This window comes from Streptomyces sp. NBC_00096 (assembly GCF_045041305.1).
In the GTDB taxonomy this organism is placed as follows: Bacteria; Actinomycetota; Actinomycetes; order Streptomycetales; family Streptomycetaceae; genus Streptomyces.
Map to the genome: position 1 here is coordinate 2,775,515 of NZ_CP108221.1, position 22,242 is coordinate 2,797,756.

Sequence of the window (22,242 nt, forward strand, 5' to 3'; positions counted from 1 at the left end):
CGGCCCGCGCCGCCGCCGCGTTCAGCGGGTGCGGAGTTCCCGTTTGAGGACCTTGCCGCTGGCGTTGCGCGGGAGTTCGGCGACGAACTCCACCTCGCGCGGGACCTTGTAGTTGGCCATCTCCCGGCGCGACCACGCGATCAGGTCGTCGGCCGTGAGGACCGCGCCCGGGCGGCGGACCGCGTACGCCTTGCCGACCTCGCCCAGGCGCGGGTCGGGGACGCCGACCACGGCCACGTCCGCGATGTCCGGGTGCAGGCCGAGGAGTTGCTCGATCTCGGCCGGGTAGGCGTTGAAGCCGCCGACGATGAACATGTCCTTGATCCGGTCGGTGATGCGCAGGTTCCCGTCCGTGTCGAGGACCCCCACGTCCCCGGTGCGCAGCCAGCCCTCGGGGGTGATGGCCTCGGCGGTTTCGGCCGGGTCCTCGAAGTAGCCCCGCATGACGTTGTGGCCGCGCACCCACACCTCGCCGGCCTGCCCGGCGGGCAGTGCCTGCCCTTCGGCCCCAGCGATGCGCAGTTCCGTACCCGGGATGGCGCGCCCGGAGGTGGCCGCGATGATCTCCGCCGGGTCGCCGCGGCGGCACATGGTGACGATGCCGCTGGCCTCGGAGAGTCCGTAGGCGGTGAGGACGGTGGCGATCCGCAGCTCGCCGCGGAGCCGTTCGACGAGCTGGAGGGGGACCACGGCCGCGCCGGTGACGACCAGGCGCAGGGCGGAGAGGTCGTGGTGGTCGCGCTGGGGGTGGTCGAGGAGCGACTGGTGGAGGGTGGGCGGGCCGGGGAGTACGGAGATCCGCTCGGCGGCGATGTTGGCGAGGACGGTGTCCACGTTGAAGACGGGCTGGGGGACCATCGTGGCCCCGCGCATCAGGCAGGCGATGATGCCGGCCTTGTAGCCGAAGGTGTGGAAGAAGGGGTTCACGATCAGGTAGCGGTCGCCCTCGCGCAGTCCGGCGAGCTCGCTCCACACCTCGTAGCAGCGCAGGGACTGGGCATGGGTGATGACGGCGCCCTTGGGGCTGCCGGTGGTGCCCGAGGTGAAGATGATGTCCGAGGGGGCGGTGGCGGGGATGGCGGCCGTACGGGCGGCCACGGCCGCGGCGGGTACGGAGTCCCCGCCGGTCAGGAAGTCCTTCCAGGTGCGGAAGGAGTCGGGGGCGTCCTCGGACAGGACGACGACCTGCTCCAGGTGGGGCAGGCCGGGCAGCGGTCCGGGGCCCGGCCCCTCGGCGGCGGCGCGGCGCAGGGAGGCGACGTAGGAGGTGCCGAGGAAGGTGCCGGTGACGAAGAGGAGCCGGGCGCGGCTGCGCTGGAGGACGTACGCGGCTTCGGAGCCCTTGAAACGGGTGTTGAGGGGGACCAGTACGGCTCCGGCGGAGACGGCTCCGAGGGCGGAGACGATCCATTCCAGGGTGTTGGGCGCCCAGACGGCGACACGGTCCCCCGGTTCGATCCCGGCGGCGATGCAGGCGGCGGCGGCCCGCTCGACGCGTTCGCCGAGCTGCGCGTAGTCGATGCGGACGCGGCCGTCGACGACGGCCTCCCGGTCGGCGTAGCGCGTGGCGGCGTCGCGCACGAGGGCGCCGATGCTGCTCCACGCCAGGTCCCCGCGCCCGGCGGTGTCCGCGGCCCCGGCCACGACCTCAGCCCCGGCCCCGGCACCGGCCCCGGCCCCGGCCGTGCCCTCCGTCGCGCCAGTGGCTCCGCGCCCGTCTTCGGTCATCGTCCGCCCCTCCCTGCAACACCAGTAGCTGACTATCCGTCAGATTAGCTGTAGCCTTCGCGGCTGTCAGTACTGGTGCGCACCCCGGAGGTGGCGATGGCGGCAACGCTCAAGGACGCTACGGCGATAGTCGGCATCGGGCAGACCGCCTTTGCCAAACAACTGCCGCAGTCCGAAAAAGAGTTGGCCTGCCGGGCCATTCTCGCGGCGCTGGCCGACGCGGGGATAGACCCCTCGGAGGTCGACGCCTTCTCCTCCTACACCATGGAGGAGACCGACGAGGTCGAGGTCGCCAAGGCCATCGGGGCCGGTGACGTCACCTTCTTCTCCAAGATCGGCTACGGCGGCGGCGGTTCCTGCGCCACCGTCGGCCACCTGGCCGCCGCCGTCGCCACCGGCCAGGCCGGCGTCGGCGTCGCGTGGCGCTCCCGCAAGCGCGGCTCCGGCCCCCGCCCGTGGAAGAACACCGCCGTCCAGCTCCCCACCCCCGGCCAGTGGACGCGCCCCTTCGGGCTGCTGCGCCCCGCCGACGAGATCGGGATGCTGGCCCGCCGCTACATGCACGAGTACGGGGCCACCCGCGACCACCTCTTCAACGTCGCGATGGCCTGCCGCAACCGGGCCAACGAGAACCCGGCCGCGATGATGTACGAGCGCCCGCTGACCCGCGAGATGTACATGACCTCGCGCATGATCAGCGACCCGCTCTGCCTCTTCGACAACTGCCTGGAGACCGACGGCGCCCTGGCCTGCGTGATCGTCTCCGCCGAGCGGGCCCGCGACTGCCGCCAGAAGCCCGTCTACGTCCACTCCGTGGCCCAGGGCCTGCCTTCCCAGCACCACGGCATGGTCAACTACTGGAACGACGACCCGCTCTCCGGCCCCGCCTGGACCGCCGCCCGCCACCTGTGGAAGCAGGCCGACTTCGGGCCGCAGGACGTGGACGTCGCCCAGATCTACGACGCCTTCACCCCGCTGATCCCGCTCTCCCTGGAGGGCTACGGCTTCTGCGGGCGCGGCGAGGGCGCCGCGTTCACCGAGGGCGGGGCGCTGGAGATGGGCGGCCGGCTGCCCATCAACACCGGCGGCGGCGGCCTCTCCGAGGCCTACGTCCACGGCTTCAACCTGATCAACGAGGGCGTCAAGCAGCTGCGCGGGATCTCCACCGCCCAGGTGCCCGACGCCTCGACCTGCCTGGTCACGGCGGGCGAGGGTGTCCCGACGTCCGCCATCCTGCTGCGAGCCTGAGGAGCTGCCGACCATGACCACCACCACAGCCGCGGACGAGCTCCTCGTCCCCGTCCCCGACGAGGACGGCGCCCCCTTCTGGGAGTACGCCGCCCAGGGCGAGCTCCGGATCCAGGCCTGCGCCGCACCCGGCTGCGGCAAGCTCCGCTTCCCGCCCCGGCCCTGCTGCCCGCACTGCCGTTCCTTCGACTCCGAATGGCGCCTGATGAGCGGCCGGGGCCGGATCTGGTCCTACGTCCAGCCGCACCCGCCGCTGCTGCCGGCCTACGCCGCGCAGGCCCCGTACAACGTGATCCTCGTGGAGCTGGCCGACGCCCCGCACATCCGCCTCGCCGGGAACCTCGTCACCTCGGCCGACGCCCCCCTGGACTCCGTGGACCCGGCGCGGCTGCGCATCGGGGCGCGGGTCCAGGTGGTGTTCACCGAGACGGGCGGGGTGGCGGTGCCGCGCTGGGTCCTGGAGAAGTCATGACCGCTCCGGGCCTGCGGGTGGAGCGGCACGTGGAGGGCGCCACCGGGGTCGCGGTCGTCACCCTGGACCGGGAGCGCAAGCACAACGCGATCGACCTGGAGACCGCCGCCGCACTGGCGGCGGTCTGGCGGGAGTTCCGCTACGACGACGGGGTACGGGCGATCGTGCTGACGGGCGCCGGACGGGCGGCCTTCTGCACCGGCATCGACCGGGGCGTCTCCGTGCCGCAGCCCTCCTCGCCCTTCTCGGTGGACGACCCGCTCGTCGCCATCGGCCCGAAGGCGAACGACCTGTGGAAGCCGGTGGTCGCCGCCGTCAACGGCATGGCCTGCGGCGGGGCGTTCTACCTGCTGGGCGAGTCGGAGTTCATCGTCTCCTCTTCCTCCGCCACCTACTTCGACCCGCACACCAGCTACGGCATGGTCAGCGCCTACGAGGCCATCTACATGGCGCAGCGCATGCCCTTCGGCGAGGCCGCCCGGATGTCCCTGATGGGCACGGCGGAACGCCTCTCCGCGCGGCGGGCGTACGAGATCGGCCTGGTCTCGGAGCTGGCCGGGCCCGAGGAACTGCTCCCGGCGGCCCTGCGGGCGGCCGGGACGCTGGCCGGGTTCCCCACGGAGGCCGTGCAGGGCACCGTACGGTCCCTGTGGGCGGCGAAGCAGGCGGCGCTGCAGCAGGCCCTGGCGCAGGCCCCCGGGCTGGTGGCGCTGGGAAACCTGGCCCCGGAGCGGCAGGCGGAGCTGTTCGCGGGGCGGCGCGGAGCCGGCCCGGAGCCACGGATCCGCTGACGGGCCGGGACCCCCGCCCGGTCTAGCGGGTCTTCTTCGAGGACTTGGACTTGGACTTCGGCTTCGGCTTGGAGGTGGTCTTGCCGTCGGGGAGGTCCACGGAGGAGCCCGAGGTCCCGGAACCGGACGTGGAGCCGGAGGTCGAGCCGGACGTCGACGCCGAGCGGGTCTCGATCCGCCCGACGACGCAGCGCCGGACCTCCCCCGCCTTGTCCGCGCCCGTCATCGCCACGTCCACGGTCCGGCTCTCGCCCGCCTTGAGCACGAGGTCCACCGAGGCGGAGTCGACCCGGCCGGCCGCCCCTTCGAAGGTCAGCGGTACGCGGAAGCCGTACTCGGCCGCCGAGTCGGAGGTGACCTTGACGGTGGCCTTCGCGATGCCCGGACCGGCGCAGGTGACGACCTCCGCGTGCGCGGGCGGCCGGCTCGAGGTGGACGTGGGGGTGGGCGTGGCCGAGCCTCCGTCGCTCCCGCCGCTGCCGTGGCTCTTCTTCTTCGGCTTGCTCTTGGAGCTGGAGCAGCCGCCCCCGCTGCTCTTGCTCTTGCCGTTGCCGCCGCTGCCGCTGCCTCCCGTCGACGAGAAGCCCGTCAGTGCGAGCACCACGCCCACCAGCACCGCCGTGAGTCTGACCCGCCGCCCCGTGACCGCCATTGGCCGTTCCCTCCCCTTGTAAGACGGCGGCACGCTATCAGGGGGTCCGGCGCCGCCCCGCGTGCGGGACCCGGGGGGCGGGCGTAGCGTCGGGATCGAGGTCCAGACCCACTCTTCCGGAGGGCCGGGCATGATCCGCAACGTACTCGGCTCGCTGATGGGTCTGATCGGAGCGACGGCCGCCGTCTGGAGCCCCTTCCGTGCCTGGTACGACGGCCGTCACGGACGCGACTACCGCGTCCAGGAGCTCTTCACCGCCGCCGGGATCACCGACACCAAGGCCGCCCTGCTGGGCTCGGTCCTGCTGCCGTTCCTCATCGCCGCCCTCGCCGTGCTGCTGTCGATCGCGCTGCGCTCGCGCCTGCTCATGGCCTTCGCCGGGATCATCGTCCTCGGCTTCGCCGTGCTGTGGATGGTCCGCCAGGGCCAGGCGGCCGGCGGCCTCTCGGTCGGCGGCGACGGCACGGGCCTGGGCGACGGCCTGGCCAACGCCTTCGGCGCGGGAGCCCTGCTCATCCTGGCGGCGGCCGTGATGAGCGGCCGGCCCCGCCGCCGCGACCGCGGCCCCGACCGGAACGGCGACCGCGCTCCCGAGCCCGACCGGGACACGCACCCCGCGGACTCGGACCCCGCGGACTCGGATCCGGCCCAGTCCCCGCCCCTGCGGGCCTGGCCCACCCCGCCGCAGGACCACTCGTAGCCGCGGACGCGGACCGCCGGCCGAACCCGCGCACGCGCCCGGACATGACGGCGGCCCCGTCCCCTGAGGGGGCGGGGCCGGCCAGCCGTTGCGGGCGGGGTGGGGATCAGGCCTCGACGACGCCGGAAGCCGCGATCTCGATCTTGCCGCGCGTGGAGCCCGAGGGGGTGCCGAGCTTCTCGATCGTGTCGACGATCTCCTTGCCCTCGACGACCTCGCCGAAGACGACGTGCTTGCCGTCGAGCCAGGAGGTGACGACGGTGGTGATGAAGAACTGCGAGCCGTTGGTGTTGCGGCCGGCGTTCGCCATCGACAGGAGGTACGGACGGTCGTGCGTCAGGGTGAAGTTCTCGTCGGCGAACTTCTCGCCGAAGATGCTCTTGCCGCCCGTGCCGTTGTGGTTGGTGAAGTCACCGCCCTGCAGCATGAACTGCGGGATGACGCGGTGGAAGCCGGAGCCGGCGTAGCCGTAGCCGTTCTGGCCGGTGGCGAGCTCGCGGAAGTTCTGGGCGGTCTTCGGGACGACCTCGTCGAAGAGGTTGAAGACGATGCGGCCGGCGGGCTGGCCGTCGATGGTGATGTCGAAGAATACGTTGCTCATGGGGTCCATCCTGTCACTCCCGGTGGAGTGCGCGACCCCGAGGGGCTGCGACGCGGGCCCCGTACGGCTCAGCCGCAGCTCAGGACGGGCCCGGGCGGGCACCCGGCTGCGGGCCCGGCCGGGGCCCGCGACCGGCTCAGCCGCCCGTGCGGGTGCCCGTGCCCTTGGCGGCGTCCAGCGCGTACACGCAGCGGTCCTTGCTGCACGCGTAGACCACGCCCGCCTCCGCCACCGGGGCCCCGCTGATCTCCCCTCCGGTGGCCAGCTTCCAGCGGAGCTGGCCGCCCGCCGCGTCGAGGGTGTACAGGCAGTGGTCGGCCGAACCGAAGTGGACCCGGCCGTCCGCGACCGCCGGCGAACCGGTGATCTCGCCACCCGCCGCGAACCGCCACTTCGGCGTGCCGGTGACCGCGTCGAGCGTGTAGACGGCGCTGCCCGCGCCCAGGTGGACGTTGCCGGCGGCCACGATCACCGGGTCGGCGGAATGCCGGGACTCCGTGGCGATGCGCCAGCGGTCGCTGCCGGTGGCCGCGTCCAGGGCGTAGACGGTGCCCAGGTAGTCAGCGAGGTAGACGCCGCCGCCCGTGACGGCCGCGCCCGGGGCGAAGGCCGGGGGCGCGAGGAACACGGCGGGGGCCTCGAAGTGCCAGCGGACCCGGCCCGAGGCCCGGTCGATGGAGATCACCCGGGTGCCGGCGGCCACGTAGACGTTGCCGTCGGGGGCCGGGGTGACCCGTACGGGCACGTTCCCGCAGGAGGCCGCGTCACCGATCGGGTAGGACCAGGACTCGCGGCCGGAGCGGGCGTCCAGGGCGCGCAGCCGGGCGTCCTGCCACACGTAGACCGTGCCGTCGTGGAGGACGGGGGCCGCCTCGACGGTCTCGAAGTCGCTCTGCGCGCCGGACAGCTCCCACAGCTTCTGTCCGCTGGAGGACTCCCAGGCCTGTACGCCGCCCCCGCGCGTGGCGGTGACCACGGTGCCCCGGTCGGCGCGCAGGGCGTACACCCAGGCCTCGGTGGACAGCCGCCAGCGCTCGGAGCCGTCGACGGAGTCGAGGGCGTAGAGGGAGGGGCCGTCGGAGGCGTGGATCCGGCCGTCGGAGACGGCCATGGACCAGGCGACGTCCCGGGTCTTGAACTGGCGCCGGCCGCTGGCCACGTCCAGGGCGTGCACCTCGAAGGAGGTGACGTAGAGCAGCTCTCCGACCACGGTCGGGGTGCCCCAGACCTCGTTGGACATCCGGAAGCGCCAGGGCCGCCAGCGGCCGCTGTCCGGGGCCGGCCCGGGGCTCGGCACGAGTTCGGACCGCGGGGAGGCCATGGACCCCGCTGCGGCCACCGAGCCGCCGCCGGGCGGCCGGATCCAGCCGGTCGCGGAGTCCGCGGCGGCGGCATGGGCGGCGGGCGCCGATACGGAGGCCTGCGGGCCGGGGCCGATCGGCACCGGGGAGCCGCCGAGCCGGACGGGCTCGCCGGAGGGTGCCATCGGGGGGTGCTCGGGCCGCTGCGGGACGGCCTGGCCGGTCCGCGGGTCGGTCCACGGGTCGGCTCCGCCGCGCTGGCGGCGGTGCGTGGCGGGACCGGAGGCGGGACCGGAGCCGTGGCCCGGGCCGTGGCCCGCCGCGGGGTCCGGGCCGCCGGGCCGCCCGGAGCCCGCCGGCTTCGGCACGGCGGCGGCCGCCGCGGCGGCCGCGGCCGCGGCGTTGCGGTGGCCCGCCCGGCGGGCCTCGATCATCGCGACGGCCCGCTCGGGCAGCCAGGCCGAGGCGGTGCCGCTCTCGTCGCCGCCCTCGAAGAGGTGCGGGGCCAGCTGCGCCTGCAGGTCGGCCGGGGTCGGCCGCTGCGTGGCGTCCATCTGCATGCAGGAGTCGATCAGCGGGCGGAGCTCGTCCGGGAGCCCCTCCAGGTTGGGGCCCTCGCGCAGCAGCATGAAGACCGTCTCCACCGGGTTCGCCCCGTGGTACGGCGGGTGCCCGGTGGCGGCGAAGACCAGCGTCGAGCCGAGCGAGAAGACGTCGCTGGCGCCCTTGACGCTGCGCGAGTCCTTGGCCTGCTCGGGCGACATGTACGCAGGGGTGCCGACGGCGACGTTCGTCATGGTCAGGCGGGTGTTGGAGACCCCGCTGGCGATACCGAAGTCGATCACGCGCGGGCCGTCCTCGACGACGAGCACGTTGGACGGCTTCAGGTCGCGGTGGACCAGCCCCGCCCCGTGGATGGACTGCAGCGCCTCGGCGATGCCGGCCGCGAGCCACCGTACGGCCTGGGCGGGCATGGGCCCGCACTCGTGGACGATCTCCTCCAGGGAGGGCGCCGGGACGTAGGCGGTGGCCAGCCACGGCACGGCCGCGCGCGGGTCGGCGTCGACGACGGCCGCGGTGTAGAAGCCCGAGACGGCGCGCGCCGCCTCCACCTCACGGGTGAAGCGCACGCGGAACAGCTGGTCCTCGGCGAGTTCGGTGCGCACCGTCTTGATCGCCACCCGGCGTCCGGACGCCGACCGGGCGAGATAGACCAGCCCCATGCCGCCGGCGCCGAGCCGTCCCAGCACCTCGAAGGGGCCGATCCGTCTCGGGTCGTGCTGCGTCAGCTGCTCCACCACTCGCCTCCACACCCATCCCCGTACGGGCTGCCCGCACGAGCCCGCTCCTACGACAAGCACGCCACCGGCAGGAGCCGGCCGGCGCGGGGCCCTGCCCCGTGCAGCGTCTCACTCCCGGCCGAAGCCCGGGACGCGCACCCCCGATTCTGTCAGGCCCGCGCCCGGTCCGGCCCCGGCACGGCGGGCGACGCCGGTACGGGGACGGAGGGCGCGGGGGTGACGCGCCGCCGGGGCGGTCACGGCCGGGACGGGGCGACTCCGCGACCCTGAGCCGCAAGCCGTTACGCCGCCCGGGACCCCCCGCGCGGCGGTCACGCCGCGGGCCCGATCCGAAAGGGACGGCCTAGCCGCCCGTCCGCATCCGGGGCTCCGAGAGCAGCCCGAACACCGCCCCCTGGTTGTCGGCGACGACCGCGATGCGCCCGTACGGGGTGTCGACGGGATCGGCGGTGACCCGGCCGCCCAGGCGCCGCACCACGGCGACGGACTGGTCGCAGTCCGGGACGGCGAAGTACGCGAGGAAGTGCGCGGGCATGATCTCGGGGAAGGCGTCGGTGATGAGGCTGCGGCCCAGGACGGCGGTCTCCGAGCCGGGGGCGCGGCCGGGCGGGGACCAGACGCGGTACTCGATGCCCGCCACGTCGTCGTTCTGGTCCTCGGGGACGTAGCCGAAGACCTTGGCGTAGAAGGCGTCGACGGCGTCGCGGGCCCGGGTGTAGACCTCGCTCCAGCAGTACGTGTAGGGCTCCAGCTGGGCGTCGAAGCCGTGGTGGGTGCCGGGCTGCCACAGGCCGAAGACGGCCCCGCCGGGGTCGGCGGCCATCGCGGCGGTCCCGTAGGGGCCGACCGGCATCGGGTCCATCACCATCTGGCCGCCGGCGGCGCGGATGCGCTGGGCGCAGGCGTACGCGTCGGTCGTGTAGAGATAGATCCCCCAGACGGTCGGCATGCGGCCGTCGGGCTTGGGGGCGAGGGCGGCGACGTTGCGGCCCCGGCTGTAGGCCTGGGTGTAGTGGCCGTACTCGGCTCCGGCGCTGTCGGCGAAGGTCCACCCGAAGAGCTCACCGTAGAAGCGCTTGCCCGCTTCCACGTCCGGCAGCGAGGCGTCGACCCAGCAGGGTGCACCCTCCGCGAATGCGGCCATGAGCCCGGTTCCTTCCGTTGTGCGGTGGTGTGTACCCTCCGCCGTACTCGCCCAGCCATGTCCTCCGGATCATGATGTGCCCGAAAACTTGTCCACAGCCTGTTGATAAGACTATTCGGGGGACGGGGCCCGGTGCCGGACGGCGCGCCCGGGCTGCCCGCCCGGCCGGAATCCGTCCCGGTGCCGGACCGGGAGGGGCTTTCGCCCAGGCCAGGCGTCCGGTAACCCCATTTGCAGGCGGCCGAATAGCGCGCCGATCACCCCTCGGTAAGCTGACGGCATGACAGGACAAGTACGCACCGTCGACGGCCGCGTTGCCGGCCGGCGCGGTCAGGCGACGAGGCAGAAGCTGCTCGACTGCCTCAGCGAGATGCTCAGCTCCTCGCCGTACCGCGACGTCAAAGTGATCGACGTCGCCCGCAAGGCCGGTACCTCCCCCGCGACCTTCTACCAGTACTTCCCGGACGTCGAGGGCGCCGTCCTGGAGATCGCCGAGCGCATGGCCAACGAGGGTGCGCAGCTGACCTCGTTGGTCGAGGGCCGTGCGTGGGTGGGCAAGGCGGGCTGGGCGGCGGCCGAGGAACTCGTCGAGGGATTCCTGGAGTTCTGGCGGCGCAACGACGCGATCCTGCGGGTCGTCGACCTCGGCGCGGCCGAGGGCGACAAGCGGTTCTACAAGATCCGCATGAAGATCCTGAACTCCGTCACCAACTCCCTCACGGAGTCGATGAAGGAGCTCCAGGCCAAGGGCAAGGTCGACAAGGACGTCAGCCCGGCGGCGATGGCCGGTTCGCTGGTCGCCATGCTGGCCGCGGTCGCCTCGCACCAGAAGGGCTTCCAGACCTGGGGCGTCAAGCCGGCGGAGCTGAAGCCGAACCTGGCGCTCCTGGTCCACCTGGGCATCACGGGCAGGAAGCCCACGAAGTAGGCGGCGGACCCCCACCGGGTCCGCCGCCCCTTCGGCGGCCGGTGCTGCCGCCTGCCCCGCAGGGCCGGGTCTTCCGCCGCGATCAGCGACGCTCCAGGCGGAACAGCCGGATCTCGCGCTCGATGCGCGCCTGGTACGTCGCGTACGGCGGCCAGAACTTCAGCGCCGCCTGCCACGCCGCCGCGCGTTCCTCACCCGCCAGCAGGCGGGCGCGTACGGCGATGTCCTGGCCCTTCCAACTCACGTCCGCATCAGGGTTCTTGAGCAGGTTCCCGGTCCATGCCGGGTGTCCGGGGCGGCCGAAGTTCGAGCCGATCAGCAGCCAGCTCACGCCGTCCTGCTCCGGCATGCACGCGAGCGGGGTGACGCGCGGCTCGCCGGTCTTGGCCCCCTTGGCGGTGAGGATCACGCCCGGGAGCATCTGGGCGCTGAGGATGACCTTGCCTCGGGTCAGCTTGTGCACCGCCTTGTCCATGGCGGGGATGAAGTGCGGTGCGATCTTCGCGAACAGCATGGTCGAGGAGACCTTCTGCATCAGCTTGACTCCGGGCGCCATCAGACGGCCACCTTCTCGGTCCGGGGGGCGGGTGCGGGGACTTGGGCTGGGGCTGGGGCTGCTGCCGGTCCATGCGCCGGTGCCGGTGCGGGTGCGAACAGGCCGGCGGCTTCCGCGGCGTGGGCGCGCAGCCGGTGGGCGGGGCCGAAGAGCAGCTCGTCGGCGGCCGCCCGCTTGAAGTAGAGGTGGGCATCGTGCTCCCAGGTGAAGCCGATGCCGCCGTGCAGCTGGATCGCCTCGCCGGCGGTGGTCCGCAGCGCTTCGAGGGCCTGGGCGAGGGCGAGGCCGCCCTGGTCCGGGTCCCAGGCGGCGTAATAGGCGGCGGAGCGGGCCGACTGGACCTGCACGTAGAGGTCGGCGAGGCGGTGTTTGACCGCCTGGAACGAACCGATGGCCCGGCCGAACTGCTCGCGCTGCCGTACGTACTCCACGGTGCGGGCGAGCGCCTGCCCGGCCGCGCCGGCCGCCTCGGCGGCCAGGACGGCGGCGGCGCGGCGTCCGGTGGCGGCGAGGGCGGCGAGCACGTCGCCGGCGCCTTCGCCCTCGCCTTCGCCTTCGTCGCCCAGCAGTTCGGCTTCGACGTCGCGCAGCTGGATCCGCCCTTGCGGGCGGGTCTCGTCCAGGGTGGCCTGCCGTGACCGTACGAGGCCGGGCGCGTCCTCCCGTACGAGGAAGAGCCGGGTGCGGCTGCGGGCGAAGCCTCCCGTGTGCGCGGCGACCAGCAGCAGCGAGGCGCTGTGCCCGTCGAGCACCTGGGCGACCTCCCCGTACAGCCGCCAGCCGCCGTCCACGGCGCGGGCCTGCACCCCGCCGGCGCGGCCGCCGCCGGCCCATTCGCCCGGGGCGTTGTCCCCGGTCAGCGCGAGGGCGGTGGCCAGGGCGGGGCCGGGTACGGCGAGCGCGGCGGTGAGCCCGCCGGCCGCGAGCGGCGGGAGCAGGGCGGAGCGCTGGGCCCCGGTGCCCAGGGCCGTGACCAGCGGCACGGCGAGCACGGCGGTGGCGAGCAGCGGGGAGGGCAGCAGCACGCGCCCGGTCTCCTCGCAGGCCAGGGCCAGGTCGGCGGAGGTGCAGCCGACTCCGCCGTACTCCTCGGCCACGGCGATGCCGGGCAGTCCGAGCTGCCGGGAGAGCTGCTGCCAGAGCTCCCGGTCGTGTCCCGCGGCGGTGCGGACGGCGGCCTTGACCTCGTCCGGGCCGCAGCGTTTGCCCAGGATCTCGCGCAGGGTGCGGCGCATCTCGTCCTGCTCCGCGGTGAAGGCGGCATCCATCGTCGGGCTCCTCCCCGTATCTGACGGGCCGTCATGTTAGGCCGGGTGGCGCCAGATGCACAGGGGGCGGCGACCCCGAATAGCGGCCCGGCCGCCGGTCGGCGGGTGATTGCCGGTCGACTGCCGGTCAGCCGCCCACCGACCGCCCGCCGACCGCCTGCCGGTCTACGCCCGGCGCCGGCCGCACGCCGGGCGCGGACTACCGGAGTTCTACGGGTCCACGGTCGCGGCGACGCCCCCGGCCGCGATGGGCGGCGTCACGCCGACCACCGACCGACCCGCGGCCGACACCCGGCTGCGCGCCGAGCCGGGCCCGGGGCGCCGGGCCCGGGGCGCCGGGCACGGGTGCGGCCCCAGGCGCGGGCGCGGCCCCAGGCGCGGGCGCGGCCCCGGACTGCCGGCGTTCCACCGGTTCGCGGTCGCCGCGACGCCCCCGGCCGCGGTGGGCGGCGCCGTCGCCGGGAGCACCCCTAGCATCTGACGGTACGTCAGTTGTACCGTCGCTCCATGCCTGGACCCCTCTCCGTCTCCGCCACCGCCACCGCCACCGGCCCGCATGCCCCGCCCCGCCGCCGGGTCGCCGTCGTCGGCGTCGCCCTCTCGGACTGCGGCCGGGTGGACGGCCCCACCCCGTACGCCCTGCACGCGCAGGCCGCCCGCCGGGCCCTGGCCGACTCCGGCCTGGACCGGTCGGCGATCGACGGCTTCGCCTCGGCCGGCCTCGGCATCCTGGCCCCCGTCGAGGTGGCCGAGTACCTCGGCCTGCGCCCCACCTGGGTCGACTCCACCTCGGTCGGCGGCTCCACCTGGGAGGTCATGGCCGCCCATGCCGCCGACGCCATCGCGGCCGGCCACGCCAACGCGGTCCTCCTCGTCTACGGATCCACCGCACGCGCCGACATCAAGGCCCGCCGCCGGACCTCGAACCTCTCCTTCGGCGCACGGGGCCCGCTGCAGTTCGAGGTCCCGTACGGGCACACGCTGGTCTCCAAGTACGCGATGGCCGCGCGCCGCCACATGCACGAGTACGGCACGACCCTGGAGCAGCTCGCCGAAGTGGCGGTCCAGGCGCGGGCGAACGCCGCCACCAACCCGGACGCGATGTTCCGCGACCCGATCACGGTCGACGACGTCCTGTCCTCCGGCATGATCGCGGACCCCTTCACGAAGCTGAACTGCTGCATCCGCTCGGACGGCGGCTGCGCCGTGCTGCTGGCGGCGGAGGACTACGTACCGGACACGGCGAAGGAGCCGGTCTGGATCCTGGGATCGGGCACCTCGGTCTCGCACACCACGATGTCGGAGTGGGAGGACTTCACGGTCTCCCCGGCGGCGGTCTCGGGCCGCCAGGCCTTCGCCCGCGCCGGGCTCACCCCCGCCGACGTGGATGTGGCCGAAATCTACGACGCCTTCACCTACATGACCCTGGTGACGCTGGAGGACCTCGGCTTCTGCGCGAAGGGCGAGGGCGGCGCCTTCGTCGAGAAGGGCCGCCTCCTGCGGGACGGCGAGCTCCCGGTCAACACCGACGGCGGCGGCCTCTCCGCCTGCCACCCCGGCATGCGCGGACTGTTCCTGCTGGTCGAGGCGGTACGCCAACTGCGCGGCGAGGGCGGCGCGGGCCAGGTGCACAAACCGGACGGATCCCTTCCGCGGGTGGCCCTCGCCTCGGGCACGGGGGGCTGGTTCTGCTCGTCGGGCACGGTGATCCTGGGCCGGGACTGATCCCGCGGAACCCGGCTGCGTAAGCTCCCGGTGGGCGCGGACGCTCCGGTCTCCGCGCCCCTTCGGGGATTCCTAGCCATCACGGGACAACACTTGATATCGAACCTGCTGCGGCGCTCTCGCGCCGCTCTCGCCATCACCGTCGCCACGGGCGCCCTCCTCACGGTGGCGGCACCGGCCGAGGCCGCCGCCCCCGCACCGACCGTGACCGCCCGCGGTGCGTTCCTGATGGACGGCACCACCGGCACGATGCTCTACACGAAGTCGGGCAACACCAAGCGCCAGATGGCCAGCACCACCAAGATCATGACGGCTGCCGTCGTGATCACCACGCCGGGGATCGACCTCAACAAGAAGGTCAAGATCCAGCAGGAGTACCTGAACTACGTCGTCCGCGAGGGCGCGAGCTCGGCCCACCTGAAGGCGGGTGCCACGCCCACGGTCCGCCAGCTGCTGTACGCGCTGATGCTGCCCTCGGGCTGCGACGCGGCCTACGCGCTCGCCGACACCTTCGGCTCGGGGGCGACCACGGCGGCCCGCACGGCGGACTTCATCGCGAAGATGAACGCCAAGGCGAAGACGCTCGGCATGACCAACACGGTCTACGACTCCTTCGACGGCATCTCGCCGACCGGCAACAACCTCACCACCCCGCGCGACCTCGCGAAGCTCACCAAGTACACGATGGGGGCGTACACGTTCCGGACGCTCGTGAAGACCACGTCGATCAGCAGCGGCGCCACCTCCACGGACGCCACGTGGACGAACAGCAACCTGCTGCTCCAGGCCGGCTCCGGCTACACGACCCCGGGCGCCATCGGCGTCAAGACGGGTACGGGCACGGCCGCGGGCAAGTGCCTCGTCTTCTCGGTGACCCGCAACGGCAAGACGGTCATCGGCGTCATGCTGAACGACGAGGAGCGCTACGCGGACGCGATCAAGCTGACCGACTGGGCCCTCGGCCCGGCCGCCGGCGCCCCCGCGCTCCAGCGCAGCAACACCACGCCGATCCCGGACGTCCTCGACTGACGGTCCCGGTGAGTGCGCGGTGAGTGCGCGGTGATCGCGCGATGAGTCCGCGCGGAGTGCACCATGACGCCCCGTCCGCCCGGTTCGCCGGGCGGGCGGGGCGTCCGGCTGCCCGGACTGCCCGGGCTGCCTCCGTACTGCCTCAGTACTGCCAGCGGGGCTGCTTGCCGTCCATCCGGCAGTAGATGATCCGCCGGTTCGCCGCATGGGTGGAGCGCCCGAGGTCGGCCTTGCGGCAGAACTGGCCCGCGTTGTAGCAGTTGCCTGCGTTGGAGACGATCTCGCAGGCCCCGCCCGGGGGTTCCGCGGGGGCCTCGGTGACCGGGGCCTGGGGCTTCACCGTGGTCCGGCTCGGGGCCGGGGCCGGCTTCGGATCGGCGGGCTTCGGCGTCGCCCTCGGAGGCGGGGCGGAGGTCGGCGTCAGGCTCGGGGGCGGGGTCGGGGTCGGGCTCGGGGTCACGACCGCCGACGGGCTGGGCGCGGCGCTGGTGGGCGGCGCCGAACTGACGGGCGCGGAGCTCGACCAGGTGGGGCCGGACGGGACGGCCGGCGGGCCGGCGCTCCCCGCCACGGGCCCGCAGGCCACCGTGACACCGGCCACCACCAGTGCCACCACGGCTCTTCGTACGGCGCTCTTGACGTTCTTCATTCCTGCGTCTCCCCACCCTCACGGCACACGGACACACGGACACACGGACACACGAACTCACGTGAAGAACGCACATCATAGGAACGGATCGGGCGCGTGGTGTTCGATTGGGCAATGACCAGCAACCTCGACGACTTCCGCACCACCCTGCACTCGCTGCGCGTCTGGGACGGCCCGCTGCCCTCCTTCGACACCGCCACCGCGCCAGCCGAGCCCCTGGAGCTCTTCCGGGAGTGGTTCACGCACGCCGCCAAGGCGGGGCAGCCGGAGCCGCACACCATGAGCCTGGCGACTGTGGACGCGGACGGGCGACCCGACGTACGGACGCTGATGCTGCACGACGCCGACGAACGCGGCTGGCACTTCGCCTCCCACTCCACCAGCGCCAAGGGCCGGCAGCTGGCCGGGCAGCCGGAGGCGGCACTGGGCTTCTACTGGCCGTCCGTGGCCCGCCAGATCCGCGTACGGGGCCGGGTCACGGCCGGCGGCGCGGCGGAGAGCCGGGCCGACCTGGCGGTCCGCTCGCGCGGCGCGCTCGCGGCGGCGCTGACGGGCCGGCAGAGCGAGGTGCTGTCCTCGCCGGAGGAGCTGGCCCGGGTCTCGGCGGAGTCCTGGGAGCGGGCGGGCGCGGAGCCGCACGCCCCGGCACCGACGTGGACGGCGTACGTGCTCTTCCCGACCGAGGTCGAGTTCTTCCAGGGCGACGCCACCCGCCGCCACACCCGCCTCCAGTACACCCGCACCCCCACCACCCCCTGGACCCGCCACCTCCTCTGGCCCTGAGGCACGCCGCGGGCCCCGCGCCGTCGGCCGTGACCCGCACCGGGAGAGGCGGGCCCGCACCGTCCGCCCCGACCCGCACAGGGAGGGGCAGCCCCGCGCCGTCGCCCCTGACGCGCACCGGGAGAGGCGGGCCCGCACCGTCCGCCCCGACCCGCACAGGGAGGGGCAGCCCCGCGCCGTCGCCCCTGACGCGCACCGGGCGAGGCGGGCCCGCACCGTCGCCCGTGACGCGCACCGGCAGGGGCGCCGCACCATCGACATGGCCGCGGACCGGGGGGCGGGGGGGCGGCCCCACCGTCGGCGCGGAGGCGCACCGCGGGGACGGCGCCCCGGTACCGGGGCGCCGACGGCGACGGCGACGGCGACGGCGACGGAGCGTCAGGCCTCCGGTGGGGCGAACACCGCCACCCAGACACCCTCCGCCGCCTCCCGGAAGGTCACCACCAGCTCCATGCCCACGCGCAGCTCCGCACCCTCCGCGCCCACGACCTCGGTCATCATCCGCGGCCCCTCCGCGAGGTCCACCACCGCCGCCACGTACGGGACCCGCTCCCCGAACGGCGGCAGGTCGTTGCGGTGGATCACCGACCACGTGTACAGAGTGGCCCGCCCGCTCGCCGTCTCCCAGGTCACGCGATCCTCCCCCGCCCAGCAGGCCGGGCAGAACTCCCGCGGGTAGTGGTGCGCCTTCCCGCACTCGCCGCAGCGCCGCAGCAGCAGCCGCCCCTCCGCCGCCGCGTCCCAGTAGGGCCGCGTGAAATCGTCGATCTCCGGCAGGTCGAACCGCGCTGCCGTACCGGCTCCACCACTCACGACACCACTCCTCATCACCGTTCCGGTTCCTTCCGGGCCGCGCCGGACCCTTCCGGACCGCCCTCGCGAACCCGCGTCTCAACCTGACGCTCCGTCAGTTGACCGGATCCCGCCCCATCCCACAAGGCCCCCGTGATCGATCCGCAATCGATTCCCTCCTCGTCCGAGACCCACCGGCCCCGCACGGCGATACGCTCACACCTCATGCCCGGAGTCCCCGCAGCACCCGACATGTCCACCCAGCCCCGCCCGGTCTACGTGATCGGCGCCGGCCCCGGCGGCCTCGCCGTCGCCGCCGCACTGCGCGCCCGCGGGGTCCGCGCGGTGGTCGTGGAGAAGTCCGATTCGGTGGGTGCCTCCTGGCGGCGGCACTACGACCGCCTCCACCTGCACACCACCCGCCGGCTCTCCGCCCTCCCGGGCCTGGCCATGCCCCGCCGCTTCGGACGCTGGGTCGCGCGCGAGAACGTCGTGCGGTACCTGGAGAAGTACGCCGAGTTCCACGAGCTGGAACTCGTCACCGGCATCGAAGTGACCCGCATCGAACCGGCCACGGGCAACGCGGGCGGTACGGACGGCGTGGACGCCAAGGACGCCAAAGACGGCGTCGACGCCAAGAACGGCCCGGACACCACCGGCGGCCCGGACACCACCGGCGGCCCCGACTCCACCAGCGGCCCGGACACCACCCGCGCCCCCGGCTGGACCCTGCACGCCACCGGCGGCCGCGTCATGGCGGCCCGCGCGGTCGTGATCGCCACCGGGTTCAACCACACCCCCGTCATCCCCGACTGGCCCGGCCGGGACGGCTACCCGGGCTCACTCGTGCACGCCGCCGGGTACCGCAACCCCACCCCCTACGCCGGCCAGGACGTGCTCGTCGTCGGCGTGGGCAACACCGGCGCCGAGATAGCCGTCGACCTCGCCGACGGCGGCGCCGCCCGGGTCCGGCTCGCCGTGCGCACGGCCCCGCACATCCTGCGCCGCTCCACCGCGGGCTGGCCGGCCCAGCGCACCGGGATCCTGGTCCGCAGGCTCCCCGTACGGCTGGTCGACCGGCTCGGCGCGATCGTCGGCAGGATCTCGGTCCCGGACCTGTCGGCGTACGGGCTCCCGCGCCCCACCACCGGCCTGTACAGCAGGGTCAAGCAGGGCGCGGTCCCGGTCCAGGACGTCGGGCTGATCGACGCGATCCGGACCGGTCGCGTGGAGCCCGTGGCCGCCGTCGAGTCCTTCGACGGGGCCGAGGTGGTCCTCGCGGACGGCTCCCGGATCTCCCCGGACGCGGTGATCGCGGCCACCGGCTACCGTCGCGCCCTGGAGGGCCTGGTCGGCGACCTCGGCGTCCTGGACGACCGGGGCCGCCCCCACGTCCACGGCGCCCGCACCCCGACCGGCACCCCGGGCCTCTACTTCACCGGTTTCACCAACCCCATCAGCGGCATGTTCCGCGAACTGGCCCTGGACGCCGAGAAGATAGCCAAGGCGATCGCCCGCGACCTCCGCGACTAGGCCGTCCCTTCCGGATCCTGCCGGTCGAGCCTGCGGCCCCCTGGGGCTACACCGACCCCTCCCCCCACCCCTGCCCCGCCTGCGACACCGAGATGGAGCCGCTGCTGACCATCGCCATGTTCGAATGGAACGGCAGCAGCCGCAACTGGATCCCGTACGAGGACCAAGCAGTCGCGCCCTCCAAGGACCACAGCCCCGACGACCTGCGGCAACCGACCGCGGTCCAGATCGCCGGCGGCCACAACCAGCAGCTCTACGTCTGCCCCGCGGCGCCCGAGCACCCCCACCTCGAGCTGATGCAGTAGGGGACCGGACGGCAAGGTTCCCGACCTCGGCCGAATAGTGGTCTGGACCGGGCCCCGGATGACCTGAGACCGTGCCCGGGGGTGGTCGTTCAGCACCCTCCCGGGGTGGTCCAGGGCCCCCTCCGGGGGTGACCCGAGGTCCCCGCCGGGGTGGCCTGAGGTCCCTTCCGGGGTGGTTCGGGACCGTTGCACACATCTCCTCCACCAGCTTTCCTGCGCATCCCTGTTCCTGACGGCACGTCAGTTCAGTAATCTGACTACGCGTCAGCTATTGAGATTCGTCGAGGTTCATCGAGCAGGAGCGGGCGGAACGATGCTTGGATCTACTCACGGCACCCTCACCACCGACTTCCGCGCACGTGTCGAGGCCTGTGGGGAGACCCCCAGGACGGCCGTCCACTCCACGGCGGCCCCGTCCGCCGAGGACACGGTCGCGCTGGACGTCAGCGGTCGGCCCCTGCACGCCGACGCTCCCGACCTGGACCGGTTCTTCCGGCCCGAGTCCGTGGCGGTCATCGGCGCCTCGGACGCCGACGGCAGACCGAACACCGGCATCACCCGCCAGCTCATCGCCTGGGCCGAGCGCGTGGGTGCCCGGCTCCACCCCGTCCACCCCACCCGGACCAGCGTCTTCGGGCTGCCGTGCCACGCCTCCGTGGCCGACCTGCCCGAGCAGGTGGACCTCGCGGTCCTCCTCGTCGCCGACCCGCTGCCCGTCGTGGAGCAGCTGGCCGAGGCCAAGGTGAAGTTCGCCGTCGCCTTCGCCTCCGGCTTCGCCGAGACCGGTGACGAGGGTGCCGCCGCTCAGGCCCGCCTGGGCGCCGCCGTACAGCGGTCGGGCCTGCGCCTGCTGGGCCCCAACACGAACCTCAACGCCTTCGAGAAGTTCCGCGACGACCTCGACGGCCCGGCCATCGCGCTGATCACCCAGTCCGGTCACCAGGGCCGTCCCGTCTACACCCTCCAGGAGCTGGGCATCCGCCTCTCCCACTGGGCGCCGACGGGCAACGAGGCCGACCTGGAGACCTCCGATTTCATCTCCTACTTCGCCGAGCAGCCCGAGGTCGGGGCCATCGCCTGCTACGTGGAAGGCCTCAAGGACGGCCGGCAGTTCCTACTGGCCGCCGACCGGGCCGCCCGCAACGGTGTTCCCGTCGTCGCCGTCAAGGTCGGCCGCACCGAGACCGGCGCCCGCATGGCCGCCTCCCACACCGGGAAGCTGACCGGCGCGGACACCGTCGTGGACGCCGCGATGCGGCAGTTCGGCGTGATCCGCGTCGACGGCCTCGACGAGCTCCAGGACACCGCCGCCCTGCTGGCCCGGGCGCGCAAGCCGCTCGCCGACGGGATCGTCGTGTACTCCATCTCCGGCGGAACCGGCGCCCACTTCTCCGACCTGGCGACCGAGGCGGGGCTCAGCATCCCCACCCTCTCCCAGGCCAAGCAGGACGAGCTGCACCAGTGGATCCCGGGGTACCTGGGCGTCTCCAACCCCGTGGACAACGGCGGCCACCCGGTCGGCGACTGGCGCGGCCGCAAGATCATCGACGCGATCCTCGCCGACCCCTCCGTGGGCGTCCTGATCTGTCCGATCACCGGCCCCTTCCCGCCCATGAGCGACAAGCTCGCGCAGGACCTGGTGGACGCGGCGGAGCAGACCGACAAGCTGATCTGCGTCATCTGGGGCTCCCCGGTCGGCACCGAGGAGGCCTACCGCACCACGCTCCTCGGGTCCTCCCGGGTCGCGACCTTCCGCACCTTCGGCAACTGCATCACCGCCGTCCGCGCCTACCTCGGCCACCACCGCTTCACCGCCGCCTACCGCTCCCCCTTCGAGGACGCCCCGCGCACCACCTCGCCCTCCTTCCGCAAGGCCCAGGCCCTCATGCGACCGGGGCAGCAGCTCAGCGAGCACTCGGCGAAGCAGCTCCTGCGCGCCTACGGGATACGGGTGCCACGGGAGCAGCTGGTGACCAGCGCGGCAGCCGCCGTACGGGCGGCCGGGCTGGTCGGGTACCCGGTGGTCATGAAGGCCTCGGGGCCGCAGCTCGCGCACAAGACGGAGCTGGGGCTGGTGAAGATCGGCCTGACCTCGGCGAGCCAGATCCGCGACGCCTACCGGGAGTTGACGGACATCGCGCGCTACGAGAACGTCCCGCTGGACGGGATCCTCGTCTGCCAGATGGTGGAGCGGGGCGTCGAGATGGTCGTCGGCGTCACGCAGGACGACCTGTTCGGTCCGACGGTGACGGTGGGGCTGGGCGGGGTCCTGGTGGAGGTCCTGCACGACGTGGCGGTCAGGGTGCCGCCGTTCGGGGAGGACCAGGCGAGGGCGATGCTCGGTGAGCTGCGGGGGCACGCGCTGCTGGAGGGGGTGCGGGGGGCTCCGCCGGCGGATGTGGACGCGCTGGTGGAGGTCATCCTCCGGGTCCAGCGGATGGCGATGGAACTGGGCGACGAGCTCTCGGAGCTGGACATCAACCCGCTGATGGTCCTGCCGCGGGGCCAGGGGGCGGTGGCCCTGGACGCGCTGGCCATCTGCCGCTAGCCCCCGGGGGTGACCACCCCCTGCCCCGGCCCCTGCCCGGGGCCACGGGCACCCTGAGGGCCCGGGGCACCCTCAGGGCCCGGGGCACCCTCAGGGCCCGGGGCACCCTCAGGGCCCGGGGCACCCTCAGGGCCCCGAACCCCGGGCGGGCCCGGGGCCGTCCCCGCGGCCCCCTGATCCCCGCCCGG

General features: G+C 73.7%; 20 protein-coding genes. 11 read left to right on the forward strand and 9 right to left on the reverse strand.

The genetic code is table 11. From position 1 onward, the window contains the following. Positions 1-21: 21 nt before the first annotated feature. Positions 22-1,728: a FadD3 family acyl-CoA ligase gene (locus tag OG904_RS11970; RefSeq protein ID WP_405490114.1), complete on the reverse strand. Its 1,707-nt coding sequence runs from the start codon at positions 1,726-1,728 to the stop codon at positions 22-24. Positions 1,729-1,824: 96 nt separating this feature from the next. On the opposite strand from OG904_RS11970, the gene OG904_RS11975 reads away from it, so the two are divergent. Genes OG904_RS11975 through OG904_RS11985 form a run of 3 tightly spaced genes read left to right on the forward strand, consistent with a single transcriptional unit; the run spans position 1,825 to position 4,239 of the window. Further along, on the forward strand, positions 1,825-2,976 hold the full coding sequence (locus OG904_RS11975) for a lipid-transfer protein (protein ID WP_405490116.1): 1,152 nt from the start codon (positions 1,825-1,827) through the stop codon (positions 2,974-2,976). A gap of 13 nt (positions 2,977-2,989) precedes the next feature. Continuing rightward, positions 2,990-3,448 carry a Zn-ribbon domain-containing OB-fold protein gene (locus tag OG904_RS11980; RefSeq protein ID WP_405490118.1) on the forward strand — a complete coding sequence of 153 codons (459 nt, stop codon included), beginning with the start codon at positions 2,990-2,992 and terminating at the stop codon, positions 3,446-3,448. After that, a complete protein-coding gene (locus tag OG904_RS11985) occupies positions 3,445-4,239 on the forward strand; it encodes an enoyl-CoA hydratase/isomerase family protein (protein WP_405490120.1) in 795 nt (264 codons plus the stop codon). The genes OG904_RS11980 and OG904_RS11985 overlap by 4 nt, the downstream gene beginning before the upstream one ends. A 22-nt stretch (positions 4,240-4,261) precedes the next feature. On the opposite strand, the gene OG904_RS11990 is transcribed toward OG904_RS11985, so the two are convergent. Beyond that, positions 4,262-4,891 carry a hypothetical protein gene (locus tag OG904_RS11990; protein WP_405490122.1) on the reverse strand — a complete coding sequence of 210 codons (630 nt, stop codon included), beginning with the start codon at positions 4,889-4,891 and terminating at the stop codon, positions 4,262-4,264. A gap of 130 nt (positions 4,892-5,021) precedes the next feature. Here OG904_RS11990 and OG904_RS11995 point away from each other — a divergent pair, with 130 nt between their 5' ends. Continuing rightward, positions 5,022-5,591, forward strand: a complete 570-nt coding sequence (locus OG904_RS11995; RefSeq protein WP_405490124.1) for a hypothetical protein — start codon at positions 5,022-5,024, stop codon at positions 5,589-5,591. Between the two features lie 106 nt (positions 5,592-5,697). On the opposite strand, the gene OG904_RS12000 is transcribed toward OG904_RS11995, so the two are convergent. The 3 genes from OG904_RS12000 to OG904_RS12010 form a co-directional block, all read right to left on the reverse strand. Beyond that, a complete protein-coding gene (locus OG904_RS12000; protein ID WP_405490126.1) occupies positions 5,698-6,192 on the reverse strand; it encodes a peptidylprolyl isomerase in 495 nt (164 codons plus the stop codon). Between the two features lie 136 nt (positions 6,193-6,328). Further along, complete coding sequence (locus tag OG904_RS12005) at positions 6,329-8,791, reverse strand: PQQ-binding-like beta-propeller repeat protein (RefSeq protein WP_405490128.1); 2,463 nt, start codon at positions 8,789-8,791, stop codon at positions 6,329-6,331. Positions 8,792-9,137: 346 nt separating this feature from the next. Further along, positions 9,138-9,938 (reverse strand): VOC family protein, encoded by an 801-nt coding sequence (locus OG904_RS12010; protein ID WP_405490130.1) that lies wholly within the window; start codon positions 9,936-9,938, stop codon positions 9,138-9,140. A gap of 280 nt (positions 9,939-10,218) precedes the next feature. Between OG904_RS12010 and OG904_RS12015 the strand changes: the two genes are divergently transcribed. Beyond that, positions 10,219-10,866, forward strand: a complete 648-nt coding sequence (locus tag OG904_RS12015; RefSeq protein ID WP_405490132.1) for a TetR family transcriptional regulator — start codon at positions 10,219-10,221, stop codon at positions 10,864-10,866. Positions 10,867-10,948: 82 nt separating this feature from the next. Here OG904_RS12015 and OG904_RS12020 read toward each other — a convergent pair whose 3' ends face one another. Together OG904_RS12020 and OG904_RS12025 are read right to left on the reverse strand one after the other, a co-directional pair. Then, on the reverse strand, positions 10,949-11,422 hold the full coding sequence (locus OG904_RS12020; RefSeq protein ID WP_405490134.1) for a nitroreductase family deazaflavin-dependent oxidoreductase: 474 nt from the start codon (positions 11,420-11,422) through the stop codon (positions 10,949-10,951). Next, the gene (locus OG904_RS12025) at positions 11,422-12,690 is read right to left on the reverse strand and encodes an acyl-CoA dehydrogenase family protein (RefSeq protein WP_405490136.1); all 1,269 of its coding nucleotides are present in this window, start codon (positions 12,688-12,690) and stop codon (positions 11,422-11,424) included. Before OG904_RS12025 ends, OG904_RS12020 begins: the two co-directional genes overlap by 1 nt. A 507-nt stretch (positions 12,691-13,197) precedes the next feature. Here OG904_RS12025 and OG904_RS12030 point away from each other — a divergent pair. Then, entirely contained in the window at positions 13,198-14,415 is a 1,218-nt protein-coding gene (locus OG904_RS12030; RefSeq protein WP_405490138.1) for an acetyl-CoA acetyltransferase, read from the forward strand. Between the two features lie 93 nt (positions 14,416-14,508). Further along, a complete protein-coding gene (locus OG904_RS12035) occupies positions 14,509-15,444 on the forward strand; it encodes a D-alanyl-D-alanine carboxypeptidase family protein (protein ID WP_405490140.1) in 936 nt (311 codons plus the stop codon). Positions 15,445-15,586: 142 nt separating this feature from the next. Here OG904_RS12035 and OG904_RS12040 read toward each other — a convergent pair whose 3' ends face one another. Continuing rightward, complete coding sequence (locus tag OG904_RS12040; RefSeq protein ID WP_405490142.1) at positions 15,587-16,093, reverse strand: hypothetical protein; 507 nt, start codon at positions 16,091-16,093, stop codon at positions 15,587-15,589. A 114-nt stretch (positions 16,094-16,207) separates the two neighbouring features. Between OG904_RS12040 and OG904_RS12045 the strand changes: the two genes are divergently transcribed. Then, positions 16,208-16,876 (forward strand): pyridoxal 5'-phosphate synthase, encoded by a 669-nt coding sequence (locus OG904_RS12045; RefSeq protein WP_405490144.1) that lies wholly within the window; start codon positions 16,208-16,210, stop codon positions 16,874-16,876. A gap of 378 nt (positions 16,877-17,254) precedes the next feature. On the opposite strand, the gene OG904_RS12050 is transcribed toward OG904_RS12045, so the two are convergent. Beyond that, on the reverse strand, positions 17,255-17,689 hold the full coding sequence (locus OG904_RS12050) for a Zn-ribbon domain-containing OB-fold protein (RefSeq protein WP_405490146.1): 435 nt from the start codon (positions 17,687-17,689) through the stop codon (positions 17,255-17,257). Positions 17,690-17,893: 204 nt separating this feature from the next. Here OG904_RS12050 and OG904_RS12055 point away from each other — a divergent pair, with 204 nt between their 5' ends. The 3 genes from OG904_RS12055 to OG904_RS12065 all read left to right on the forward strand — a co-directional run bounded on the left by OG904_RS12055 (position 17,894) and on the right by OG904_RS12065 (position 22,054). Further along, a complete protein-coding gene (locus OG904_RS12055) occupies positions 17,894-19,201 on the forward strand; it encodes a flavin-containing monooxygenase (protein WP_405490148.1) in 1,308 nt (435 codons plus the stop codon). A gap of 92 nt (positions 19,202-19,293) precedes the next feature. Continuing rightward, positions 19,294-19,506, forward strand: a complete 213-nt coding sequence (locus OG904_RS12060; RefSeq protein ID WP_405490150.1) for a hypothetical protein — start codon at positions 19,294-19,296, stop codon at positions 19,504-19,506. A 313-nt stretch (positions 19,507-19,819) separates the two neighbouring features. Continuing rightward, positions 19,820-22,054, forward strand: a complete 2,235-nt coding sequence (locus OG904_RS12065) for an acetate--CoA ligase family protein (RefSeq protein WP_405490152.1) — start codon at positions 19,820-19,822, stop codon at positions 22,052-22,054. Positions 22,055-22,242 lie beyond the last annotated feature (188 nt).